Source organism: Mesorhizobium subarcticum (assembly GCF_055456085.1).
The window spans coordinates 4,889,703-4,910,071 of record NZ_CM144237.1; the positions used below are offsets into that span (position 1 = coordinate 4,889,703).

Genomic DNA, 20,369 nt, shown 5'->3' on the forward strand with positions numbered 1-20,369 from the left:
TCAGTGCTGCCGGCGAATGCCGAAACGGGCAAGCTTGCGGTGCAAAGTTGCCCGCGAAATTCCGAGACTGCTGGCGGCGGCCGAGACATTGCCTTCGGCGCGCGCCATGGCGCGCTGCACCACGCCGCGCTCGGCTTCATCCAGGTCTTCCGCCGCCTTGGCTAAGCCGCCGAGGATATCGGCGGCAGGCAGGCCCTTGGCCAAGGCCTGCTGTGTGATCCCAAGACCGAGGCGCGCCGAACGCGTGGCGCCGACCACCAGATCGTCGGCATCGACGGCGATCAATGCGCTGGCGCTGCGCTCGGCGACCGGCGCCAGCAATATGCGGGCATTGGAATACGCCAGGCGAAAATTCTCCGCCTCGATGCGGCGCGCGGCGTCGCCCACGGCCATGGCGATCAGGTTGACGAAGCCTTCGGTCAGGTCCGACCGGCAGGATGACACATCAAGCGCAGCGGCCAGATTGCCTTCGTGATCGTAGATCGGCGCGGTGGTGCAACTTAGCAGCGTGTTGCGCGAGAAAAAATGCTGATCGCGGTGGATAGTGAGCGCGCGTTTTTCGGCGAGACAGGTGCCGATGCCGTTGGTGCCCTCGGAGTCCTCGCTCCATACCGTGCCCGTCCACAACCCCCACTCGTCGAATGTATCGTCATCCGCGACGGCGCCGCGGCGTTGGACCGGAATACCGTCACGGTCGGCAAGCAGCACACAGCAGCCAACGCCGCCAACGGCAAGGTAAAGACGATCAAGGCTTGCATCCGCGGCGCGTAGCAATGGCTCGATGCGTTGCCGGGCCTCGCTCAACTCGCTTTCGGTGAGACGTCGCGGCGCCTGGCGTTCGGTCGGATCGAGGCCGTGCAGGGTGAGCGAGCGCCGCCAGGACGCAACCAGTGCAGAGCGAGCCGCATCGTTGCTGGCGATTGAGGCCTGGATGAAATCCGCATGATGACCCGTCGGCTGCCGTCCGCTCACCTCATCCTCCCAAGGCGATTGTCGCTTCCAACTCAAGCAGCGTTATATCCGTTCAGATATATCCGCAGCATTAAGTTTTAGAGGACCGGGGCTCGAGGGCGCTATAGGACGATGGTGCAAGACCCCCCGCCCGACGCGGCCAGGCTGGGAACCCCTCCACCGACATAGGCGATGACCATCACCATTCAGGCGCCGTCCAGTCCGGATATTTTTTCCTGAACTCCGCGTAGAGCGCATCGATCTCGGCTTTGCTGACCGGGCGCATCTGCTCATAGAGATAACCGGCGACGCCGCCGGACAATTGGTACTGCGCAATGCGCTTGTATGCGGCACCGATGCCCTTGCCCTCGAAGATATACTGGTTGGGTATAGTGACACAGATCTGCGCGCCCGGTTGCAGATGCGTAACAGGCCGGTCCGTCACGACGACATACCTGGACTTCAATGCGTCCGGCTGGAAGCGATCACGACTGTCCACCTGGCAAATCCACCCGACATACGTAAACAGGTCCGGCTTCATGCCGAACAACAGCGCGTCGCTCATGACAGGACCTGAGGCAAACACCGAAAAACGGTCCTCCGGTCCCATCCTGCCGACAAGGTCATCGATCAGGCGCTTGTATTCAGGAAGATTGTCCAGGTGCAGGGGAAGCGTGGCTTCCCCAGCGAAGACGAAGCCAACCGGCGACAACAATTGACGACCGGTCGGAAAAAACGTGCCCAGAAAGGCAAATCCGGCGACCACCGCCATGGCGACCGTTGACCATCGTGACTTCAGGCCTGGCGCCGAGACGATGGAGACGATTGCCTGGGCATAGGCGGGAAAGAGCCAAAGAAACATCGGCAGCGAGTGATGCCGTTCCGGATCCTGGGTCCGGATAAAGACCAAGAAAGTGACCACCGAAGCTATCGCACAGAACAAGGCAAACCCGTTGCGGCGCACAACAGAGATATAAAGGCCCGCTGCGATCAGCGCCCAGTTCAGATAGCTGATCCGGGATCCGATCTCACCGAGTTGGGTGACGAAGTTTGTCCTGTAGCCGCTGTAGAGGTCGCCGTAGCTGACCTGCAGAATCTTGGCGATCAGCGGCAGCTGGAAGTTCAGGGCCGTCGCGACAATCAGGAAAAACACACACGCGCCGCCCAGCGCCGCGTTGCGGAAGGCCGGCAAATCGCGGTCTCTTGCGATCTGCCGCAAACCCAGCAATGCCGCGGAAACAGTGATCCCTATTGCAGCATAAGCGTACCAGCGGCGCAGCATGAACGCCAACCACAAGCACGCACCGACGGATAGTCCACTCAAGACGGGTTCGCGGGTCAGGAACTTCGACTTCCAGAGAAAATAGGTTGCCGCGGTCAAGGCGAGACAGCCGGCAACATCAGGCATTCCGCGCAGCGTCGGCGCCCAGAACGGGGTATACAGAAAGGCCGCAATCCAGACGGCGATCCAAGCTCGGGAAGGGGTCTCGGAGATCGCCTCCAAATAGCTTGTCCTGCCAATGAAAAGAACCGCCGGGACCAGATAAACCGCGACTATTCCGGCGACGAAGGCAAGCCTTGAACCGCCAAAGACGATGTGAAACGGCATCAGCGGCACCAGGATCGCCACGCCGTAATCTTCGGTCGCGATAGAGGTGCTCAACTGGCTCAGCCATTTGAGAGGGCTCTCGACCAGGAGAGCGCCCTGCTGGTTGAACATGTTGAAATAGGCAGCGTAGTCCCAATAGTAGACGGACTCTTCGAGATTTACGTACACAGCGCTGAGTGCGACCCCGAGCAACACGGTGCACAGGTAGGTGCCCGTCCAGAATCCGAAGATCTTGTTCTTTGTCACTCGAAGCCGCCAAGGAAGAGAAGAGAACTGCCGGGATCGAACCGAAGCCATCCCCTGACACCGCCAGGGGCCGCTCCAGCGAATCTTGTGACTAGATTCATATAGTGAATTGTTGAGAGCCCAAATGGGCCCGATGCTTGAAACGCGCATGTCGCAAGCATGGAGAACGCCCATAAAGGGCCTACGAAGCAGCCGGCAGCGGCGCTGCCGGCAGCGTTGACGGGTTCTCAGTTCAGGTGGTTTCGACCTTCTTCGGCTTGGTCGAGCCGATCATCTTCCAGTTCTTGTAGAACATCGAATTGATACGCTCGACGCTGACCGAGACCACAGCGAGCATGCCTGCGATCAGCCCCGGGAACGGGGACGGCCTGATAATGTCCATGAACACGCAGTAGCGGCGGCCATCATATTCATTGACCGAGCGATGCAGCAGCGTGTCGTCGAAAATGAACAGCGGATTTTCGTACCAGTAGTTCTTGACGCTGCCGCATTCGACGAAGATTTCCGACTTCACCGGGACCAGATTGTAGAGGATGCGCAGACTGAGCCGCAGCGGTCCGAAATGCCAGGAGGTCGATTCGCGCTTGCTGAAAACGGAAACGGCGATCGTCTTGATGTATTTGAAATCCTTGTTGAACTCGGCGACGTTGTCGATTTTGTGCTTGCCGTACCACTGGTAGACATACATGCCGCGTCGGCCGGCGCCGAAATTGGCGTCGATGTCGGCGATGATCTCGTCCTTGCGCGCTTTGAAGATGTCCAGGACCTCATTGACCTCGCGCTGATAGTCAGCGGGAAACTGCTCCAGCTTCCACACGCCGGGATTTCTGTAGCAGAGGAGATCGACCAGCAGATTGAACGGCGACAGCAGCCAGGTGAACAGGCCGTTGCCAAGGAAGTAGCCTGAGAACAGCGACAGATCCTTCCTGTCGTTGCGCAGCACGTCGATCAGGCCGCAAACGATGAAGATCGTCGTCAGGATGGGGATGAAATAGAAGCCAAGGGCGAGAAGCGGGATGGCAATGGCGAATTTGCGAAGCGATTTGCGAAGGGTTTTTGTCATTTTTCCACGCGCGGAGCGCGATCCTGTTGCGAATGAGGTGCCAAAATCTCGGCAACGACCACCGCCCGGTCGTGCGCCTTGATAAGGTTTTTTGGGTCACCACACAACGGCCACGGCATTATGGCCAGGCGGCTGCCTGGTGGAGCCCGCCGGCATCAGGTCAATGCACCGCCGGCAAGCCAAGCTCGTCCCATTTTTCCCTGGCCACGGGATCGCCGACCAGGAACTCAAAGCCGATGACGCTTTCGCCGTCCTGTGCGAGCTGGCATTTGAATTTCAGACCATACCAGTTTCTGCGACTGCGGAAAGCCGCACCATTTGCGGCAATCGTGGTTCCAGTGATTTTTTCCTCCGCCATTGCATAGGGCACGACCCGCTCCGGCTGAAAGTCCGCGCGCCAGCGGCGAATCTGGTCCATGGCCTCAAGATTGCACAATTGCACCATGCGTTCGTCGGACGCGAAGGTCGCGAGATCGGCGCGCGCCTGCCGGCTGCGCGGATCGGCAAGCGTCTTGGCCGACAGCATTTCAGTCGGCCGGATCATGGCCGGAGCAGTGGGCAGTTGAGTTTGAGGGGCATTCGGCGGTGGCGTTGGTGTTGGTGCCGGCGCTCGCGCCTCTGGCGCCGGAAGCGGTGCTGGCGCTGGCCGTGGCCTTGTCGAAGCCTCGAACTGCTGCGGCGTCAGGATGTCGACCGATACCCGTTCCTCCTCCAGCCGTTTCGGCCGCTTCGGCAGCGGCATCAGGGCCAGCGTGGCGGCCAGCAGCGTATGGAGAACGACCGAGGCGGAGATGCCCCAGGGAGAAGCCACGTTTCGCAGCGTGACGACCACCGGGCCGCGCAAGCCTGTTATTCCCGCTCTTTGCGCAGCTTCGCCCAATAATCGAGCCGCTTTCGGATGTCGCGCTCGAAACCGCGCTCAGGCGGATCATAGAAAGTCTGGCGGCCCATTTTCTCCGGAAAATAGTCCTGGCCCGAAAAGGCGTCCGGCTCATCGTGATCATAGCGATAGCCAGCGCCATAGTCCTCTTCCTTCATCAGCTTGGTCGGCGCGTTGAGGATATGCTTCGGCGGCAACAGCGAGCCATGCTCCTTCGCAGCGCGCGTGGCCGCCTTGAAGGCGGTGTAGACGGCGTTGGATTTGGGCGCGGTGGCGAGATAGACGGTGGCCTCGGCAAAGGCGAGTTCGCCCTCCGGCGAGCCGAGATAATCGTAGGCGTCCTTGGCGGCATTGGCGATGACCAGCGCCTGCGGATCGGCAAGGCCGATATCCTCCATCGCCATGCGCACCAGCCGGCGGCCGAGATAGAGCGGATCCTCGCCAGCATCGAACATGCGGGAGAGATAGTAGAGCGCGGCATCGGGATCGGAGCCGCGCACAGACTTGTGCAGCGCGGAGATCAGATTGTAGTGCCCGTCCTGGCCCTTGTCATATATCGGCGCACGGCGCTGGACGATGCGCTGCAGCCCCTCGGGATCGAAGATCTCGCCAGGCTTGGCGGCACGCCAGACTTCCTCAGCGAGCGTCAGTGATGCGCGTCCATCGCCATCGCTCATGCGAATGAGCATCGTGCGCGCCTCGTCGTCGAGCGGCAGCGCCCTGCCCTCTGTCTCCTCCGCCCGCGTCATCAGCTTGGCGATGCTCTCCTCGCCCAGCGAATGAAAGACCATGACGCGCGCACGAGACAACAGAGCCGCGTTGAGTTCGAAGGACGGATTTTCGGTCGTGGCGCCAACCAGGACGACCGTCCCATCCTCCATGACAGGGAGAAAGGAATCCTGCTGGGCCCGATTGAAGCGATGGATCTCATCGACGAAAAGCAGCGTCTGGCGGCCGTTGGCACGACGCAACTTGGCTCCCTCGAACACTTTCTTCAGGTCGGCAACGCCGGAAAAGACCGCCGATATCTGCTCGAAGGCCAGGCTGGTCTCGCCGGCAAGCAACCTTGCGACAGTGGTCTTGCCGGTGCCAGGCGGACCCCAGAAAATCATCGAACCGAGCGAGCCCGAACCGATCAGCCGCGTCAGTGCGCCATCGGGGCCTGTCAGATGCTCCTGGCCGACAACTTCGTCGAGGCTTTTCGGTCGTAGCCTGTCGGCCAGCGGCCGCCCGGGCGGCACCTTCTCCGGTTCGTCAAGGCTGAACAGATCGGCCATTTATGTCTTCAGGTTGGGGCAAGTCTTCAGGTTGGAGCCCGGCCCTTCCGGATCAAGCTCAGTAACGCAATACCTGGCGCAGTATCTGCCCACCGCGCTCGACGGTAAAGCGCCACCAGCGCGTATCCTGCTGGGCTACCTGCGCCAGCGTTGCGGCGGAGTCGATGGTGGTGCCGTTGACCTCGCGCACGATATCGCCCGGCAGGAAGCCGAAATCGGCGGCCGGCGAATCGCGATTGATGTCGATCACCGTCACGCCCTTGAGGTCGGTCCGCAGGCCAAGCTTCTGGGCAAGCCGCGGCGACAGTTCAGCAACCTTGGCGCCCGAGAACGGGCTGCGGCCATGCAGTGTCACTTCCGCGGCCTTCGCACCCTCCGGCGCGCGCTCCAGGGCGATGTCCATCGCCGCCTGCTGGCCCTTGGTCAGGATCGCGAAATTGGCCTTGGTGCCGATCGACAGCGTCGCCATGCGATAGTCCAGCGCCTCGATGCTCTCGACCGGCTTGCCGTTGATCTGCAGCACGACGTCACCCGGCTTCAGCCCTGCCTTGCCGGCGGGTCCCGTGGCTTCGACAGAAGAGACAAGAGCCCCGGTCGGCTTTTCCATGGCAAGCGATTCGGCGATCTGCGGCGTCACCGCTTCAAACTCTGCGCCGATATAGGGCCGCTCGAAGAAATCGAGGCCGGCCTTGGCGGCATCGGCGAAAGCCCGCACCATGTTGGCGGGTATGGCAAAGCCGATGCCGATCGAGCCGCCGCTGCGGCTGTAGATGGCCGTATTGATGCCAACCAGCTGTCCGCCCATGTTGATCAGAGCGCCGCCGGAATTGCCGGGGTTGATGGCGGCGTCGGTCTGGATGAAGTAGCCCGAATCCGAAATGCCGATATGGCTGCGGGCAAGTGCCGAGACAATGCCGCTGGTGGTGGTCTGGCCGACGCCGAAGGGGTTGCCAATGGCCAGCACCAGGTCGCCGACTTCGAGCGCGTCGGAATCACCGATGGCGATGACCGGGAACGGCTTGTCGGACTCGATCTTGAGTACGGCCAGATCGAGCGTCTCATCCTTGAGCATCACTTTGCTGGTGAATTCGCGGCCGTCGGCGGTCGCGACCTTGACCTCGTCGGCATCCTTGATGACGTGGAAATTGGTGACGATGACACCGCTTGGGTCGACAAGCACGCCCGAACCCAACGAGGACTGCGCACGAGGCTGCGCGCGGCCGAAAAACTCTTCGAAGAACGGATCGCCTTCAAAGGGCGACGTGACCTTTGCCGTCTGCGAGGCATAGACGTTGACCACGGCCGGCGCCGTCTGCTTGACCAGCGGCGCGAACGAAAGCTGCACCTCCTCACGACCGAACGGCACCCGCTTGTCCGGGCCGGAGGTCGAGTTTTCGCCCTCGACGCCATGCAGCAGATCGGTCAACACATCGGAGAGACCCGGATCAGCCTTGGGGGCGACGGCGTCCTCGGCAAGCGCTTGCCTGGCTGCCGGCGCGGCTGCGAACACCATGAAGGCGCAGAGCAGAACAAGGGACAGTCTTTTGGCGCGCATTCGCGAATCCTCCAAGGCAAGTTCGGGCGCATTGTCCCGACGATTGTGCAAAATGAAAGGCTAAGCCGCTGAAATCCGATTATTTTCAGGCGAGCAGACTGTTTGGTCGTGCCTCGGCACCTACAGAACACGAAAAAGGGGCCCGCAGGCCCCTTTAATTCTCACTGGCAAGACAAAGTCTTATGCTGCTGCGGCCTCGTCGGTGCCTTCGGCTTCGATGCGGGCGCGGTCGCCGGCGCCCTTCGCCGAGGTGTCGCGATCGACGAACTCTATGACGGCCATCGCGGCATTGTCGCCGTGACGGAAGCCCGCCTTCATGATGCGCAGGTAGCCGCCATTGCGGTTGGCGTAGCGCGGCGCGATGGTGTCGAACAGACGCTTGACGACGCCTTCATTGCCGATCTGGGCAATGACCTGGCGGCGGGCGTGCAGGTCGCCGCGCTTGCCGAGTGTCACCAGCTTCTCGACGATCGGACGCAGGTCCTTCGCCTTCGGCAAGGTGGTGACGATCTGCTCGTGCTCGAGCAGCGACACGGCGAGGTTGGCGAACATCGACTTGCGATGGCTAATGCTTCGGGCGAAGCGGCGGCCTTTGAAACCGTGGCGCATGGCTCTTTTCCTTCTTCAGTTGTTCAAGAGGCCGCGGCCTCTGATGGTTTTCCGCATGACCGTCGGATCGAGCGGCAGACGCCGCCGATCCTTGGAATTCATGCTCAATATTGGTCTTCGTAACGCTTGGCGAGATCTTCGATGTTTTCCGGCGGCCAGTCCGGTACTTCCATGCCGAGGTGCAGGCCCATCGCAGCGAGCACTTCCTTGATCTCGTTCAGCGACTTGCGGCCGAAGTTCGGGGTGCGCAGCATCTCGGCTTCGGTCTTCTGGATGAGATCGCCGATATAGACGATGTTGTCGTTCTTCAAGCAGTTGGCCGAACGCACCGAAAGCTCGAGCTCGTCGACCTTCTTGAGCAGCGCCGGGTTGAAGGCGAGCTCGGTGACGGCTTCGGCAGCGACTTCCTTCTGCGGCTCGTCGAAGTTGACGAACAGTCCGAGCTGGTCCTGCAGGATGCGGGCAGCGAATGCCACCGCGTCCTCGCCGGTGATCGATCCATCGGTCTCGATGGTCATGGTCAGCTTGTCGTAGTCGAGAACCTGGCCCTCGCGGGTGTTTTCGACCTTGTAGGAGACCTTCTTGACCGGCGAATACAGGCTGTCGACCGGGATGAGGCCGATCGGCGCGTCTTCGGCGCGGTTGCGCTCTGCCGGAACGTAGCCCTTGCCGGTGTCGACGGTGAATTCCATCCGGATTTCAGCGCCTTCGTCCAGCGTGCAGATGACGTGGTCGGGATTGAGAATCTCGACATCGCCAACCGTCTGAATGTCGCCAGCCAAAACCGCTCCCGGTCCCTGCTTGCGAACGACCATGCGCTTGGGGCCATCGCCTTCCATGCGGATGGCGATTTCCTTGATGTTCAAGACGATGTCGGTGACGTCCTCGCGCACACCGGCGATGGACGAGAATTCATGCAGGACACCGTCGATCTGCACGGCGGTGACAGCCGCACCGCGCAGCGAAGACAGAAGCACGCGGCGCAGCGCGTTGCCCAAGGTGAGGCCAAAGCCACGCTCAAGCGGCTCGGCGACCAGCGTGGTCAGCGTCTTCTTCTTCGACGAGAACTCGATCTTGTTCGGCTTGATCAGTTCTTGCCAATTTTTCTGGATCATGATGCTTTCCTTCCGTTGACCCGCCACCATCCAATCGTGGCGGGCGACCTGGAATGCCGTGGAGGAGCGCCCTGGGGCACTCACGCGGCGTTCGATAAATTGCTTAGACGCGGCGCTTCTTGCGCGGGCGGCAGCCATTGTGCGGGATCGGCGTCACATCACGGATCGAGGTGATGGTGAAACCGGCCGCCTGCAGGGCGCGCAGAGCAGACTCACGACCCGAGCCAGGTCCGCAGACCTCGACTTCGAGCATGCGCATGCCGTGTTCCTGGGCCTTCTTGGCAACATCTTCGGCAGCCATCTGGGCAGCGAACGGGGTCGACTTGCGCGAACCCTTGAAGCCTTGGGCACCGGCCGACGACCAGGCAATCGAATTGCCCTGCGCGTCGGTGATGGTGATCATCGTGTTGTTGAAGGTCGAATTGACGTGGGCAACGCCCGACGAGATATTCTTGCGTTCGCGACGGCGAACACGAGCGGCTTCCTTGGCCATGATAGTCCTTTCAGTTGATCTCTACACCGCCGTAATGCCAGCGGCTCCACCGGGGAGAAGGCAGTAGGGGAATATGGCAGTAGGGCAGTATGTCTGCCGATCCTATTGCCTTACTGCCCTACTTACTTACTGCCCAAATTACTTCTTCTTGCCGGCGATCGACTTGGCCGGGCCCTTGCGGGTACGCGCATTGGTGTGCGTGCGCTGGCCGCGAACCGGCAGCGAGCGGCGGTGACGCAGGCCGCGGTAGCAGCCGAGGTCCATGAGACGCTTGATGTTCATCGACACTTCGCGGCGCAGGTCGCCCTCGACCTGATAGTCGCGGTCGATGGCCTCGCGGATCTGCAGCACTTCCGCATCGGTCAGCTGGTTGACGCGGCGCTCGGCCGGGATGCCGACCTTGTCGACGATCTCCTGGGCGAACTTCTTGCCAATGCCGTGAATGTACTGAAGCGCAATGACGACGCGCTTGTTGGTCGGAATGTTGACGCCGGCTATACGAGCCATATTCTTCTCTTCTCCATTTGGGCGGACCAACCCTCAAAACGAGGTAGGCCCGGCGCTGTCAAAGTTGCCCCGCGTCCGGTGGAGGCCGGCCCTTGCGGGAGTTTCCAGTTCAAAGCGACCGCCTTGCCCTTGCGGACAAGCAAAGTGCGCATCTGATAGGAAGACGGGCCGCCATACCGCAGCGAACCGCCTTCGTCAAGTGCAATCTTTATTTTCCCCTAACGCGCCTTGGCGGCCGCAGCGAGCACGGCTTCTATCTCGGCGGTCACCGCGTCGATGCTGGCCATGCCGTCGACAGTCTTAAGCCTGCCCTTGGCGTAGTAGTAGCCGGTCAGCGGCGCGGTTTTCTTGTAGTACTCGCGCAGGCGCTCTTCGAACACCGCGGGGTTGTCATCCTTGCGCACTGGCTGGCCAGCGGCCTTGGCATCCTCGGCGCGCTTGACGATCCGGCCGACCAGGGCCCTGTCGTCGACGACCAGCTCGATGACCGTATCGAGGCTGATGCCACGATCGGAAAGCATCGATTCAACCGCATCAGCCTGGACCAGCGTACGCGGATAGCCGTCGAGGATAAATCCCTTGGCGCAGTCGGCCTGGTCGATCCGCTCGGCAACAATGGCGTTGACGATGGCGTCAGATACCAGCTCACCGGCATCCATCACCGCCTTGGCGCGCTTGCCGACTTCGGTACCGGCCTGAACGGCGGCACGCAGCATGTCACCCGTCGAAAGCTGGGGTATGCCGTATTTGTCTACCAGTCTTTGTGCTTGTGTCCCCTTGCCCGCCCCTGGCGGCCCAAGCAAAATCAACCTCATCTGGCTTTCTTCCCCCCGCGCAGCTTCGACTTCTTGATCAGGCCTTCATACTGGTGCGCAATCAGGTGGCCCTGAATCTGCGCAACCGTATCGAGCGTTACACTGACCACGATCAGAAGCGATGTGCCACCAAGGTAGAATGGTACGCCAGTCGCCGAGATCAGGAACTCCGGCAGCAGGCACACCAGCACCAGATAGATGGCGCCGACGACGGTGATGCGGGTGAGAACGTAATCGATGTAATCGGCGGTACGCTCGCCCGGACGGTACCCCGGGATGAAGCCCGAATGCTTCTTGAGCTGGTCGGCGGTGTCCTTCGGGTTGAAGACAATCGCAGTGTAGAAGAAGGCGAAGAACACGATCATCGCCGCATAAAACAGCATGTAGAGCGGCTGGCCGTGGCCAAGCGAGGCGAGAATGGTGCTCGCCCAGGCCGGCATGTTGGTCGTCTGCGAGAAGCCGGCAATGGTGGCCGGCAGCAGCAGCAGCGACGAAGCGAAGATCGGCGGAATGACGCCTGACGTGTTGAGCTTCAGCGGCAAATGCGAGGTGTCGCCCTGGAACATGCGGTTGCCGACCTGGCGCTTCGGATACTGGATCAGCAGGCGGCGTTGGGCGCGCTCGAAGAACACGATGAGCGCGATGACGACAATGGCCAGAACGATGATCGCCAGGATCAGGCCGGTGGACAAGGCGCCGGTGCGGCCGAGCTCCAGCGTGCCGGAAATGGCATGCGGCAGGCCGGCGACGATGCCGGAGAAGATGATCAGTGAAATGCCGTTGCCGATGCCTCGCGCGGTAATCTGCTCGCCGAGCCACATCAGGAACATGGTGCCGCCAACCAGCGTGACGACGGTGGAGATGCGGAAGAACATGCCGGGATCACTGACGATGCCGGCGCCGTTCTCCAGACCCACCGAAATGCCATAAGCCTGCACCAACGCCAGCAGCACCGTGCCGTAGCGTGTGTACTGGTTGATGACCTTGCGGCCCTGCTCGCCTTCCTTCTTCAGCGCTTCCAGCGAGGGAATGACGGATGTCATCAGCTGCATGATGATGGAGGCGGAGATGTAAGGCATGATGCCGAGCGCAAAGATCGCCATGCGCTGCACGGCACCGCCGGCGAACATGTTGAACATGCCGAGCACGCCCTTGCTCTGCGAGGAGAAGGCCTGGGCGAAGGCGTCCGGATTGATGCCGGGAAGCGGGATATAGGTGCCGAGGCGATAGACGAGCAGCGCGCCGATGGTGAACCAGATGCGCTTCTTCAGGTCCTCTGCCTTGGCGAAGGCCGAGAAATTCAGATTCGAGGCTAGTTGTTCAGCAGCCGAAGCCATGCCTGATTCTCCGCTTGGTAACGCTTGATGGCCCGTGAGGTCAGGCGGTGCGTTTCACCGAAGCTCACGAGATAAGCTCCGGGCTCTAAACATGCAAGCGGCCGCGTTGACGCGGCCGCTTAATTGAGCAGATCAAAGCGCAATCGTGAGCAAAAACGGGATCCCATTCCTGCCGATCGCGCTTCAAATTGCTGTTACTCGGAAGCTGCCTTTTCCGGCAGCTTGACCGAACCGCCAGCCTTTTCGATCTTCTCGATCGCGGCCTTGGAGGCACCGGCGACGTCGAAGGCGAGCTTCGCCTTGATCTCACCGTCCGAGAGGATGCGCACGCCGTCCTTGACGCGGCGAATGACGCCGGCGGCAACGAGCGATTCAGCCGTCACGGTTGCCTTGGCGTCGAGTTTCTTGGCGTCGATGGCGACCTGGATGCGGGCCAGCGACACGACGGTGAAGCTCTTGGCGAAGATGTTGTTGAAGCCACGCTTCGGCAGGCGCCGATAGAGTGGCATCTGGCCACCCTCGAAGCCGTTGATGGCGACGCCGGAGCGCGCCTTCTGACCCTTGACGCCGCGACCGGCGGTCTTGCCCGAGCCGGAACCGATGCCGCGGCCGAGACGCTTCTTGGAGTGCGTCGCGCCGTCCTTGTCACGCAGATCGTTGAGTTTCATCTGGGTTCTCCTGCGCTTTGGCTCAACCCTCGTCCACAACGCGGACGAGATGCTGAACGGCGGCGATCATGCCGCGCACGGAAGGCGTATCTTCCAGGGTGCGCTGCTTGTGCATCTTGTTGAGGCCGAGGCCGACCAGCGTCGCGCGCTGTTCCTTCGGGCGGCGGATCGGCGAACCGATCTGCTCAACGGTGATGGTCTTGGTTGCTTTCTTGGCCATGGTCAAAATCCCTGGTCAGATCGACTATTCTTCAGCCGCAACGGCGGTGCCGCGGCGGGCCTGAAGGGTCGAATACTTGATGCCGCGAGCAGCAGCAACATCCTTGGGATGCATCTGGCTCTTCAGCGCGTCGAAGGTGGCGCGAACCATGTTGTAGGGGTTCGACGAACCCATCGACTTGGCGACCACGTCATGCATGCCGAGCGTCTCGAAGACAGCGCGCATCGGGCCGCCGGCGATGATGCCGGTACCCTGCTTGGCAGCGCGCAGCAGCACGCGTCCGGCGCCCCAGCGTCCTTCGACGTCATGATGCAGCGTACGGCCCGAACGCAGCGGCACGAAGATCATGTCGCGCTTGGCCAATTCAGTTGCCTTGCGGATAGCCTCAGGCACTTCGCGCGCCTTGCCATGACCAAAGCCGACACGGCCCTTCTGATCACCGACGACGACGAGTGCCGCAAAACCGAAGCGACGGCCGCCCTTGACGACCTTGGCGACGCGGTTGATGTGGACAAGCTTGTCCACCATCCCGTCATCGCGTTCTTCACGATCGCGGCCGCGGCCGCCATCCCTACGTTCCTGTGCCATATCCTGTTCCTTGTTTTTTTCCGGAAGCACGGTTGCTGATAAGATCCGGCGCCTCTGTGGGTCACCGGGGGCGAAAGCTTTTAGAAGCTGAGACCGCCTTCGCGGGCAGCCTCGGCCAGCGCCTTGACGCGGCCGTGATAGATGTAGGCGCCGCGATCGAAGACGACTTCCTTGACGCCGGCCTTGGTGGCGCGCTCGGCGATCAGCTTGCCGATCGCAGCAGCAGCTGCGGTGTCGGCGCCAGTCTTGAGCGAACCCTTGAGGTCCTTCTCGAGCGTCGAAGCAGCAGCGATGGTGTGACCCTTGGCGTCGTCGATGACCTGAACGTAGATGTTCTTCGACGTGCGGTGGACCGAGAGACGCGGACGCTCGCCGGCGACCTTCTTGATCTGACGGCGGACGCGCTGCGCGCGACGCTGGATGGATTCCTTGGTAGCCATGATAGTTCCTTGCCTTCAAAAACGGGGGCCGCCATATGCGGTAGGCGAAAGCGCCTCCCGCGACCGCTCCCCGCGGCGTTACGTTTCTCTGGCCTGGTCCTTTCCGAAAAGTCTGCGACTTCTCGGGGCCAAGCCGCTACTTCTTCTTGCCTTCCTTGCGGACGATCTTCTCGCCTGCGTAACGGACGCCCTTGCCCTTGTAAGGCTCGGGGCCCCGGTATTCGCGGATCTCGGCAGCCACCTGACCAACCTGCTGCTTGTTGATGCCGGTTACGGTGATCTCGGTCGGCTTCGGCACGGTGATGGTGATGCCGGCCGGCGTCTCGTAGACGACATCATGGCTGAAGCCAAGTGCCAGCTGCAGGTTCTTGCCCTGAAGCGCGGCGCGATAGCCGACGCCGGTGATCTCGAGCTTCTTTTCGAAGCCGTCCTTCACGCCCTGCAGGATGTTGACGATCTGCGTGCGCGACATGCCCCACTTCGAACGAGCCGTCTTGGTCTGGTCGCGCGGCTGGACAGCAATCTCGCTGCCTTCCATCTTGACCAGGACTTCGTCGTTCACCACGAACTTCAGCTCGCCCTTGGGGCCCTTCGCCGTCACGGTCTGGCCGTTGACGGTCGCGGTCACGCCCTGCGGCAGCGAAACGGGTTTCTTTCCAATACGAGACATTTTGTTGTCCTCGTCACTTCTCTTGTTTCAGGTCTCTGTCTTCGGAAACGATCCGAAGACCGGATTCCACTTTGCGGGTCAACTGCCAGATCAGAAGATCTGGCAGAGGATCTCGCCACCGACGTTCTGTTCGCGCGCTTCGTGGTCGGCCATCACGCCCTTCGGCGTTGAAAGGATGGCGATGCCGAGGCCGTTGGCGACGTGCGGGATCGACTTAGCCGAGACGTAAACGCGGCGGCCCGGCTTCGAAACGCGGGCGATTTCACGCACGACCGGCGCGCCGTCGAAATACTTCAGCTCGATTTCGATTTCGGACTTGCCGTTGTCGAAGTCGGTCTGGCTGTAGTCGCGGATGTAGCCTTCAGCCTTCAGCACGTCGAGGACGCGGGTGCGCAGACGCGAAGCCGGGGTCGAAACGCTCGACTTCTTGCGGCCGTAGGCGTTGCGGATGCGGGTCAGCATATCGCCGAGAGGATCGCTCAATGACATGTTATGTGCTCCTTACCAGCTCGACTTGACCAGGCCCGGGATCTGGCCGTTGTTGCCGAGATCACGAAGCGCGATACGCGATACTTTGAGCTTACGATAGTAGGCACGCGGACGACCGGTGACTTCGCAGCGGTTGCGGATGCGGATCTTGGCCGAGTTGCGCGGCATGGCGGCAAGCTTTAGCTGAGCGCGGAAGCGCTCTTCCATCGGCTTGGACTGATCCATGATGATCGCCTTGAGCGCAGCGCGCTTGGGACCGTACTGGTCGGCAAGCTTGCGGCGCCTGTTGTTCTTCTCGACTGAGCTGGTCTTTGCCATTTCAGATTTTTCCTTTTCTCGCTGCCGTTACTGGCGGAAGGGGAAGTTGAAAGCCTTGAGCAATGCCCTGGCTTCGTCGTCCGTCTTCGCAGTCGTACAAACGATGACGTCCATGCCCCAGATCTGATCAACCTTGTCGTAGTTGATCTCCGGGAACACGATGTGTTCCTTGATGCCCATGGCATAGTTGCCACGGCCATCGAAGCTCTTCGGATTCAGTCCGCGAAAGTCGCGGACGCGTGGCAGCGCGATGTTCACCAGGCGGTCGAGGAACTCGTACATGCGTTCCTTGCGCAGCGTGACCTTGGCGCCGATCGGCATGTTCTCGCGGACCTTGAAGCCAGCGATCGAATTGCGGGCGCGGGTGACGACGGCCTTCTGGCCGGCGATCATCGCCAGGTCTTCGGCGGCAACCGAAGGCTTCTTCGAATCGGCGGTCGCTTCGCCAACGCCCATGTTCAGCACGATCTTGTCGAGGCGCGGAACCTGCATTTCGTTGTCGTAGCCGAACTGCTCCTGCAGCGCCTTGCGGATGGTCTCGTTGTAGACCTGCTTGAGGCGCGGCGTGTTGGTGGCAGTCGCCTGCTTGGTTTGAGCCTTAGCCATTGATGACTTCTCCCGAGCGCTTGGCGACGCGCACCTTCTTGCCGTCCTTCTGGAAGATGAAACCGACGCGGGTCGGCTTGCCATCCTTGGGGTCGGCCAGCGCGATGTTCGACAGCTGGATCGGCGCTTCCTTGGTGATGATCCCGCCCTCTTGGGACTGGGACTGCTTCTGGTGACGACGGATCATGTTGACGCCGCGCACCAGCGCGGTGTCTTCCTTCGGCTGAACCGAGAGGACTTCGCCCGAACGGCCCTTGTCCTTGCCGGCCAGCACGACGACCTTGTCGCCTTTTCTAATCTTTTGCATTGGTCCGGCTCCTTACAGCACTTCAGGCGCGAGCGAGATGATCTTCATGTGGTTCTTGGCGCGAAGTTCGCGCGGAACCGGTCCGAAGATACGCGTGCCGATCGGCTCTTTCTTGTTGTCGACGAGAACGGCCGCGTTCTTGTCGAAACGGATCACGCTGCCGTCCGGGCGGCGGATGTCCTTGGCCGTGCGAACCACGACCGCCTTCATCACATCGCCCTTCTTAACGCGGCCGCGCGGAATGGCTTCCTTGATCGACACCACGATGATGTCGCCCACGGAAGCGTATTTCCGCTTCGAGCCGCCCAGCACCTTGATGCACATGACACGACGCGCGCCGGAATTATCCGCCACGTCGAGGTTTGTTTGCATCTGAATCATGACTGGCCGCCTTCTTCTTTTCTAACGGGATGAGCTCGAAGCCCCTCCCCGGTCTGTCCAAAATTCGTTTGTTTACGCCTGGTCCGAAGACACAACGATCCAGCGCTTATCCTTGGAAATCGGCTTCGATTCCTGGATGAACACCTGATCGCCAACCTTGTGGGCGTTGTTCTCGTCGTGCGCCTTGTACTTCTTGGTCATGCGCACGGTCTTCTTCATCACGGGATGCGTGAAGCGCCGTTCGACCTTGACGACAACCGTCTTCTCGTTCTTGTCGCTGACGACGGTGCCCTGCAGAATGCGCTTTGGCATGGTTTTCGTCCTTAAGCCTTCTTAGCCGCGGACTTTTCCGCAGCGATGGTCTTGATGCGCGCAATGTCCTTACGGACCTGTCTCACGCGCGCGGTCTTCTCGAGCTGGCCGGTGGCCTTCTGGAAGCGCAGGTTGAACTGCTCCTTCTTCAGGCTGGCCAGATCGTCGGTCAGCTGATCCTGGGTCTTGGTCCGGATGTCTTCGGCTTTCATGATCAGCCCGTCCTTATTCTGCGATGCGCTGTACGAAGCGCGTCTTGACCGAGAGCTTGGCCGCGCCGAGACGCAGCGCCTCACGGGCGGTTTCTTCATTGACGCCGTCGATCTCGAACATGATGCGGCCCGGCTTGACGCGCGCCGCCCAGTAGTCGACCGCGCCCTTGCCCTTACCCATGCGGACTTCGGTCGGCTTCGAAGTGACCGGCACGTCCGGGAAAATACGGATCCAGACGCGACCAGCGCGCTTCATTTCACGCGTGATCGCTCGGCGGGCCGCCTCGATCTCACGTGCAGTGACGCGGTTCGGCTCAAGCGCCTTCAGCCCGAAACCACCGAAATCCAGGTTGGTGCCGCCCTTTGCGGTACCATGGATACGGCCCTTGAACTGCTTGCGGAACTTTGTGCGCTTTGGCTGCAGCATCGTTCTAACTCCAAATTCCTAAATGTCTCAGGCGTTTTCGCGACGACGACCGCGTTCGCGATCACCACCACCGCCATGCGCAGCATCACCCTCGGTCGCGCGGCGTTCCGAAGCCATCGGATCGTGCTCGAGGATCTCGCCCTTGAATACCCAGACCTTGACGCCGCAGATGCCATACGCCGTATGCGCTTCAGCCGTGCCGTAGTCGACATCGGCGCGCAGCGTGTGCAGCGGCACGCGACCTTCGCGGTACCATTCCATGCGCGCGATCTCGGCGCCGCCGAGACGGCCGGAGCAGTTGATGCGGATGCCTTCGGCACCGAGGCGCATCGCCGACTGGACGGCGCGCTTCATGGCACGGCGGAACGCGATACGACGCTCGAGCTGCTGGGCGATCGACTGGGCGACCAGGGTCGCATCGATTTCCGGCTTGCGCACTTCAACGATGTTGAGGTGCGTCTCGGACTTCGTCATCTCCATCAGCTTCTTGCGAAGCTTCTCGATGTCGGCGCCCTTCTTGCCGATGATCAGACCCGGGCGCGCGGCATGGATGGTGACGCGGCACTTCTTGTGCGGGCGCTCGATCACGACCTTCGAGATCGCGGCCTGCTTGAGTTCCTTCTCAAGATACTTGCGGATCTTGATGTCCTCATGCAGCAGCTTGCCGTACTCGCCGGTGTTCGCGAACCAGCGCGAATCCCAGGTACGGTTGATGCCGAGGCGCAGACCGATCGGATTGACTTTCTGGCCCATTATGCGGCCTCCCCTTTTTCTTCGACTTCACGAACGACGATCGTGAGGTGCGAGAACGGCTTCTCGATGCGGCTGGCGCGACCACGGCCACGGGCGTGGAACCGCTTCATGACGATCGACTTGCCGACATAGGCTTCCGCCACGACCAGCGCATCGACATCGAGGTCGTGGTTGTTTTCCGCGTTGGCGATCGCCGATTCCAGCGTCTTCTTGACCGTGCCGGAAATCCGCTTGGCCGAGAATTCGAGGTCGGAAAGCGCTGTCGCGACCTTCTTGCCGCGGATGAGCGCGGCAACGAGGTTCAGCTTCTGCGGGCTGATACGGATCGTGCGCAATACGGCGCGCGCTTCGTTATCAGCAAGCCTGCGCGGAGCTTTGGCCTTGCCCATGATTATTTCCTCTTCGCCTTCTTATCCGCGCCGTGACCGTAATAGGTCCGCGTCGGAGCGAATTCACCGAACTTATGACCGACCATGTCCTCGTTCACCGAGACGGGAACGTGCTTCTGGCCGTTGTAGACACCGAAGGTGAAGCCGACGAACTGCGGCAGGATGGTGGAGCGACGGCTCCACATCTTGATCACCTCATTGCGACCACCTTCACGAACCTTGTCCACCTTCTTGAGAAGGTAGCCGTCGATGAAGGGGCCTTTCCAAATAGAACGAGTCACTTGGCGTTACCTCTTCTTAGCTCTTGCGCTGATGGCGCGAGCGCAGGATGAACTTGTCGGTCGCCTTGTTGGACCGCGTCTTCTTGCCCTTGGTCGGCTTGCCCCACGGGCTGACCGGATGACGGCCACCGGAGGTGCGGCCTTCACCACCGCCATGCGGATGGTCGACCGGGTTCATGGTCACGCCGCGATTGTGCGGGCGCTTGCCACGCCAAACCGTGCGGCCGGCCTTGCCGTCGTTGATGTTGCCGTGGTCCGGGTTGGACACGGCACCGACGGTCGCCATGCAGGAGCCGTGAACGACACGCTGCTCGCCCGAATTGAGGCGCAGGATCGCCATGCCCTGGTCGCGGCCGACCAGCTGGCCGTAGCCACCGGCCGAACGAGCGACCTGGGCACCCTTGCCCGGCTTCAGCTCGATGTTGTGGACGATCGTGCCGACCGGCATCGAGGCCAGGGGCATCGCATTGCCCGGCTTCACGTCGACCGCTTCGCCAGCCACGATCTTGTCGCCGGGAGCAAGACGCTGCGGAGCAATGATGTAGGACAGCTCGCCATCGTCATACTTGATCAGCGCGATGAAGGCGGTGCGGTTCGGATCGTATTCGATACGCTCGACCGTGCCGACCACGTCGAACTTTCGGCGCTTGAAGTCGATGATACGGTACGAACGCTTGTGACCGCCGCCGATGAAGCGAGCCGTGATGCGACCGTGATTGTTGCGGCCGCCCGACTTGGTCAGGCCCTCGGTCAAGCCTTTGACAGGCTTGCCCTTGTAGAGGCCCGAGCGGTCGACGATGACCAGCTGGCGGGTGCTCGGCGTTACCGGGTTGAATTTTTTCAGTGCCATG

At 61.2% G+C, this 20,369-nt stretch carries 29 protein-coding genes; all 29 read right to left on the reverse strand.

The window, feature by feature from the left end; translation table 11 throughout:
* On the reverse strand, positions 1–972 hold the full coding sequence (locus ACZYHG_RS23740; RefSeq protein ID WP_464610634.1) for a helix-turn-helix domain-containing protein: 972 nt from the start codon (positions 970–972) through the stop codon (positions 1–3).
* A 178-nt stretch (positions 973–1,150) separates the two neighbouring features.
* Complete coding sequence (locus ACZYHG_RS23745) at positions 1,151–2,806, reverse strand: hypothetical protein (RefSeq protein WP_464610635.1); 1,656 nt, start codon at positions 2,804–2,806, stop codon at positions 1,151–1,153.
* A gap of 232 nt (positions 2,807–3,038) precedes the next feature.
* On the reverse strand, positions 3,039–3,869 hold the full coding sequence (locus ACZYHG_RS23750; protein WP_464610636.1) for an aspartyl/asparaginyl beta-hydroxylase domain-containing protein: 831 nt from the start codon (positions 3,867–3,869) through the stop codon (positions 3,039–3,041).
* A gap of 160 nt (positions 3,870–4,029) precedes the next feature.
* Positions 4,030–4,713 carry a DUF930 domain-containing protein gene (locus tag ACZYHG_RS23755; RefSeq protein ID WP_464610637.1) on the reverse strand — a complete coding sequence of 228 codons (684 nt, stop codon included), beginning with the start codon at positions 4,711–4,713 and terminating at the stop codon, positions 4,030–4,032.
* 5 nt (positions 4,714–4,718) lie between these two features.
* Positions 4,719–6,026, reverse strand: a complete 1,308-nt coding sequence (locus ACZYHG_RS23760) for a replication-associated recombination protein A (RefSeq protein ID WP_464610638.1) — start codon at positions 6,024–6,026, stop codon at positions 4,719–4,721.
* A gap of 58 nt (positions 6,027–6,084) precedes the next feature.
* The gene (locus ACZYHG_RS23765) at positions 6,085–7,581 is read right to left on the reverse strand and encodes a DegQ family serine endoprotease (protein ID WP_464610639.1); all 1,497 of its coding nucleotides are present in this window, start codon (positions 7,579–7,581) and stop codon (positions 6,085–6,087) included.
* 180 nt (positions 7,582–7,761) lie between these two features.
* Positions 7,762–8,190 carry a 50S ribosomal protein L17 gene (gene rplQ / locus ACZYHG_RS23770; RefSeq protein WP_027028848.1) on the reverse strand — a complete coding sequence of 143 codons (429 nt, stop codon included), beginning with the start codon at positions 8,188–8,190 and terminating at the stop codon, positions 7,762–7,764.
* Between the two features lie 104 nt (positions 8,191–8,294).
* Positions 8,295–9,305, reverse strand: coding sequence for a DNA-directed RNA polymerase subunit alpha (locus ACZYHG_RS23775; RefSeq protein ID WP_027028847.1), 1,011 nt, complete (start codon positions 9,303–9,305; stop codon positions 8,295–8,297).
* Positions 9,306–9,408: 103 nt separating this feature from the next.
* Positions 9,409–9,798, reverse strand: a complete 390-nt coding sequence (gene rpsK / locus ACZYHG_RS23780) for a 30S ribosomal protein S11 (protein ID WP_006205444.1) — start codon at positions 9,796–9,798, stop codon at positions 9,409–9,411.
* 138 nt (positions 9,799–9,936) lie between these two features.
* Positions 9,937–10,305 (reverse strand): 30S ribosomal protein S13, encoded by a 369-nt coding sequence (rpsM, locus tag ACZYHG_RS23785; protein ID WP_023757968.1) that lies wholly within the window; start codon positions 10,303–10,305, stop codon positions 9,937–9,939.
* A gap of 218 nt (positions 10,306–10,523) precedes the next feature.
* Positions 10,524–11,120: an adenylate kinase gene (locus tag ACZYHG_RS23790; RefSeq protein ID WP_027028846.1), complete on the reverse strand. Its 597-nt coding sequence runs from the start codon at positions 11,118–11,120 to the stop codon at positions 10,524–10,526.
* Complete coding sequence (gene secY, locus ACZYHG_RS23795) at positions 11,117–12,457, reverse strand: preprotein translocase subunit SecY (protein WP_027028845.1); 1,341 nt, start codon at positions 12,455–12,457, stop codon at positions 11,117–11,119. Before secY ends, ACZYHG_RS23790 begins: the two co-directional genes overlap by 4 nt.
* 194 nt (positions 12,458–12,651) lie before the next feature.
* The gene (gene rplO / locus ACZYHG_RS23800; RefSeq protein WP_464610640.1) at positions 12,652–13,125 is read right to left on the reverse strand and encodes a 50S ribosomal protein L15; all 474 of its coding nucleotides are present in this window, start codon (positions 13,123–13,125) and stop codon (positions 12,652–12,654) included.
* Between the two features lie 22 nt (positions 13,126–13,147).
* Entirely contained in the window at positions 13,148–13,345 is a 198-nt protein-coding gene (rpmD, locus tag ACZYHG_RS23805; RefSeq protein WP_006205449.1) for a 50S ribosomal protein L30, read from the reverse strand.
* 24 nt (positions 13,346–13,369) lie between these two features.
* Positions 13,370–13,933 (reverse strand): 30S ribosomal protein S5, encoded by a 564-nt coding sequence (gene rpsE, locus ACZYHG_RS23810; RefSeq protein ID WP_464610641.1) that lies wholly within the window; start codon positions 13,931–13,933, stop codon positions 13,370–13,372.
* An 80-nt stretch (positions 13,934–14,013) separates the two neighbouring features.
* Positions 14,014–14,373, reverse strand: a complete 360-nt coding sequence (rplR, locus tag ACZYHG_RS23815; RefSeq protein WP_032925343.1) for a 50S ribosomal protein L18 — start codon at positions 14,371–14,373, stop codon at positions 14,014–14,016.
* Positions 14,374–14,509: 136 nt separating this feature from the next.
* Positions 14,510–15,043 carry a 50S ribosomal protein L6 gene (rplF, locus tag ACZYHG_RS23820; protein WP_027028842.1) on the reverse strand — a complete coding sequence of 178 codons (534 nt, stop codon included), beginning with the start codon at positions 15,041–15,043 and terminating at the stop codon, positions 14,510–14,512.
* A gap of 90 nt (positions 15,044–15,133) precedes the next feature.
* Entirely contained in the window at positions 15,134–15,532 is a 399-nt protein-coding gene (gene rpsH, locus ACZYHG_RS23825; RefSeq protein ID WP_006205453.1) for a 30S ribosomal protein S8, read from the reverse strand.
* A gap of 12 nt (positions 15,533–15,544) precedes the next feature.
* Complete coding sequence (rpsN, locus tag ACZYHG_RS23830; protein WP_013895695.1) at positions 15,545–15,850, reverse strand: 30S ribosomal protein S14; 306 nt, start codon at positions 15,848–15,850, stop codon at positions 15,545–15,547.
* 27 nt (positions 15,851–15,877) lie between these two features.
* Entirely contained in the window at positions 15,878–16,456 is a 579-nt protein-coding gene (rplE, locus tag ACZYHG_RS23835) for a 50S ribosomal protein L5 (RefSeq protein WP_051429567.1), read from the reverse strand.
* A complete protein-coding gene (gene rplX / locus ACZYHG_RS23840; RefSeq protein WP_013531428.1) occupies positions 16,449–16,763 on the reverse strand; it encodes a 50S ribosomal protein L24 in 315 nt (104 codons plus the stop codon). Before rplX ends, rplE begins: the two co-directional genes overlap by 8 nt.
* Positions 16,764–16,775: 12 nt before the next feature.
* Positions 16,776–17,144, reverse strand: a complete 369-nt coding sequence (gene rplN, locus ACZYHG_RS23845; RefSeq protein WP_006205457.1) for a 50S ribosomal protein L14 — start codon at positions 17,142–17,144, stop codon at positions 16,776–16,778.
* Positions 17,145–17,216: 72 nt separating this feature from the next.
* Entirely contained in the window at positions 17,217–17,456 is a 240-nt protein-coding gene (rpsQ, locus tag ACZYHG_RS23850; RefSeq protein ID WP_010909280.1) for a 30S ribosomal protein S17, read from the reverse strand.
* 11 nt (positions 17,457–17,467) lie between these two features.
* Positions 17,468–17,668 (reverse strand): 50S ribosomal protein L29, encoded by a 201-nt coding sequence (rpmC, locus tag ACZYHG_RS23855; RefSeq protein ID WP_006205459.1) that lies wholly within the window; start codon positions 17,666–17,668, stop codon positions 17,468–17,470.
* A gap of 13 nt (positions 17,669–17,681) precedes the next feature.
* Positions 17,682–18,095, reverse strand: coding sequence for a 50S ribosomal protein L16 (gene rplP / locus ACZYHG_RS23860; RefSeq protein ID WP_013531427.1), 414 nt, complete (start codon positions 18,093–18,095; stop codon positions 17,682–17,684).
* A 27-nt stretch (positions 18,096–18,122) separates the two neighbouring features.
* Positions 18,123–18,848: a 30S ribosomal protein S3 gene (rpsC, locus tag ACZYHG_RS23865; protein WP_027028840.1), complete on the reverse strand. Its 726-nt coding sequence runs from the start codon at positions 18,846–18,848 to the stop codon at positions 18,123–18,125.
* Complete coding sequence (rplV, locus tag ACZYHG_RS23870; RefSeq protein WP_010909277.1) at positions 18,848–19,237, reverse strand: 50S ribosomal protein L22; 390 nt, start codon at positions 19,235–19,237, stop codon at positions 18,848–18,850. The genes rpsC and rplV overlap by 1 nt, the downstream gene beginning before the upstream one ends.
* 2 nt (positions 19,238–19,239) lie before the next feature.
* On the reverse strand, positions 19,240–19,518 hold the full coding sequence (gene rpsS, locus ACZYHG_RS23875; RefSeq protein ID WP_006205463.1) for a 30S ribosomal protein S19: 279 nt from the start codon (positions 19,516–19,518) through the stop codon (positions 19,240–19,242).
* A 16-nt stretch (positions 19,519–19,534) separates the two neighbouring features.
* A complete protein-coding gene (rplB, locus tag ACZYHG_RS23880) occupies positions 19,535–20,368 on the reverse strand; it encodes a 50S ribosomal protein L2 (protein ID WP_015317983.1) in 834 nt (277 codons plus the stop codon).
* Position 20,369 lies beyond the last annotated feature (1 nt).

What these genes read in the sequence shown, in the direction of transcription:
- ACZYHG_RS23790 (WP_027028846.1), bottom strand. Translation starts at nt 11,120, where the DNA reads ATGAGGTTGATTTTGCTTGGGCCGCCAGGGGCGGGCAAGGGGACACAA.
- rpsN (WP_013895695.1), bottom strand. Translation starts at nt 15,850, where the DNA reads ATGGCAAAGACCAGCTCAGTCGAGAAGAACAACAGGCGCCGCAAGCTT.
- rpsK (WP_006205444.1), bottom strand. Translation starts at nt 9,798, where the DNA reads ATGGCCAAGGAAGCCGCTCGTGTTCGCCGTCGCGAACGCAAGAATATC.
- rpsQ (WP_010909280.1), bottom strand. Translation starts at nt 17,456, where the DNA reads ATGCCAAAGCGCATTCTGCAGGGCACCGTCGTCAGCGACAAGAACGAG.
- rpsC (WP_027028840.1), bottom strand. Translation starts at nt 18,848, where the DNA reads ATGGGCCAGAAAGTCAATCCGATCGGTCTGCGCCTCGGCATCAACCGT.
- rplN (WP_006205457.1), bottom strand. Translation starts at nt 17,144, where the DNA reads ATGATTCAGATGCAAACAAACCTCGACGTGGCGGATAATTCCGGCGCG.
- rpsH (WP_006205453.1), bottom strand. Translation starts at nt 15,532, where the DNA reads ATGTCATTGAGCGATCCTCTCGGCGATATGCTGACCCGCATCCGCAAC.
- rpsE (WP_464610641.1), bottom strand. Translation starts at nt 13,933, where the DNA reads ATGGCACAGGAACGTAGGGATGGCGGCCGCGGCCGCGATCGTGAAGAA.
- rplV (WP_010909277.1), bottom strand. Translation starts at nt 19,237, where the DNA reads ATGGGCAAGGCCAAAGCTCCGCGCAGGCTTGCTGATAACGAAGCGCGC.
- rpmC (WP_006205459.1), bottom strand. Translation starts at nt 17,668, where the DNA reads ATGAAAGCCGAAGACATCCGGACCAAGACCCAGGATCAGCTGACCGAC.
- ACZYHG_RS23765 (WP_464610639.1), bottom strand. Translation starts at nt 7,581, where the DNA reads ATGCGCGCCAAAAGACTGTCCCTTGTTCTGCTCTGCGCCTTCATGGTG.
- rplP (WP_013531427.1), bottom strand. Translation starts at nt 18,095, where the DNA reads ATGCTGCAGCCAAAGCGCACAAAGTTCCGCAAGCAGTTCAAGGGCCGT.
- rplR (WP_032925343.1), bottom strand. Translation starts at nt 14,373, where the DNA reads ATGGCTACCAAGGAATCCATCCAGCGTCGCGCGCAGCGCGTCCGCCGT.
- secY (WP_027028845.1), bottom strand. Translation starts at nt 12,457, where the DNA reads ATGGCTTCGGCTGCTGAACAACTAGCCTCGAATCTGAATTTCTCGGCC.
- rplX (WP_013531428.1), bottom strand. Translation starts at nt 16,763, where the DNA reads ATGCAAAAGATTAGAAAAGGCGACAAGGTCGTCGTGCTGGCCGGCAAG.
- rplF (WP_027028842.1), bottom strand. Translation starts at nt 15,043, where the DNA reads ATGTCTCGTATTGGAAAGAAACCCGTTTCGCTGCCGCAGGGCGTGACC.
- rpmD (WP_006205449.1), bottom strand. Translation starts at nt 13,345, where the DNA reads ATGGCCAAGAAAGCAACCAAGACCATCACCGTTGAGCAGATCGGTTCG.
- ACZYHG_RS23750 (WP_464610636.1), bottom strand. Translation starts at nt 3,869, where the DNA reads ATGACAAAAACCCTTCGCAAATCGCTTCGCAAATTCGCCATTGCCATC.
- rplE (WP_051429567.1), bottom strand. Translation starts at nt 16,456, where the DNA reads ATGGCTAAGGCTCAAACCAAGCAGGCGACTGCCACCAACACGCCGCGC.
- ACZYHG_RS23760 (WP_464610638.1), bottom strand. Translation starts at nt 6,026, where the DNA reads ATGGCCGATCTGTTCAGCCTTGACGAACCGGAGAAGGTGCCGCCCGGG.
- ACZYHG_RS23775 (WP_027028847.1), bottom strand. Translation starts at nt 9,305, where the DNA reads ATGATCCAGAAAAATTGGCAAGAACTGATCAAGCCGAACAAGATCGAG.
- rplO (WP_464610640.1), bottom strand. Translation starts at nt 13,125, where the DNA reads ATGAAACTCAACGATCTGCGTGACAAGGACGGCGCGACGCACTCCAAG.
- rpsM (WP_023757968.1), bottom strand. Translation starts at nt 10,305, where the DNA reads ATGGCTCGTATAGCCGGCGTCAACATTCCGACCAACAAGCGCGTCGTC.
- rplB (WP_015317983.1), bottom strand. Translation starts at nt 20,368, where the DNA reads ATGGCACTGAAAAAATTCAACCCGGTAACGCCGAGCACCCGCCAGCTG.
- rplQ (WP_027028848.1), bottom strand. Translation starts at nt 8,190, where the DNA reads ATGCGCCACGGTTTCAAAGGCCGCCGCTTCGCCCGAAGCATTAGCCAT.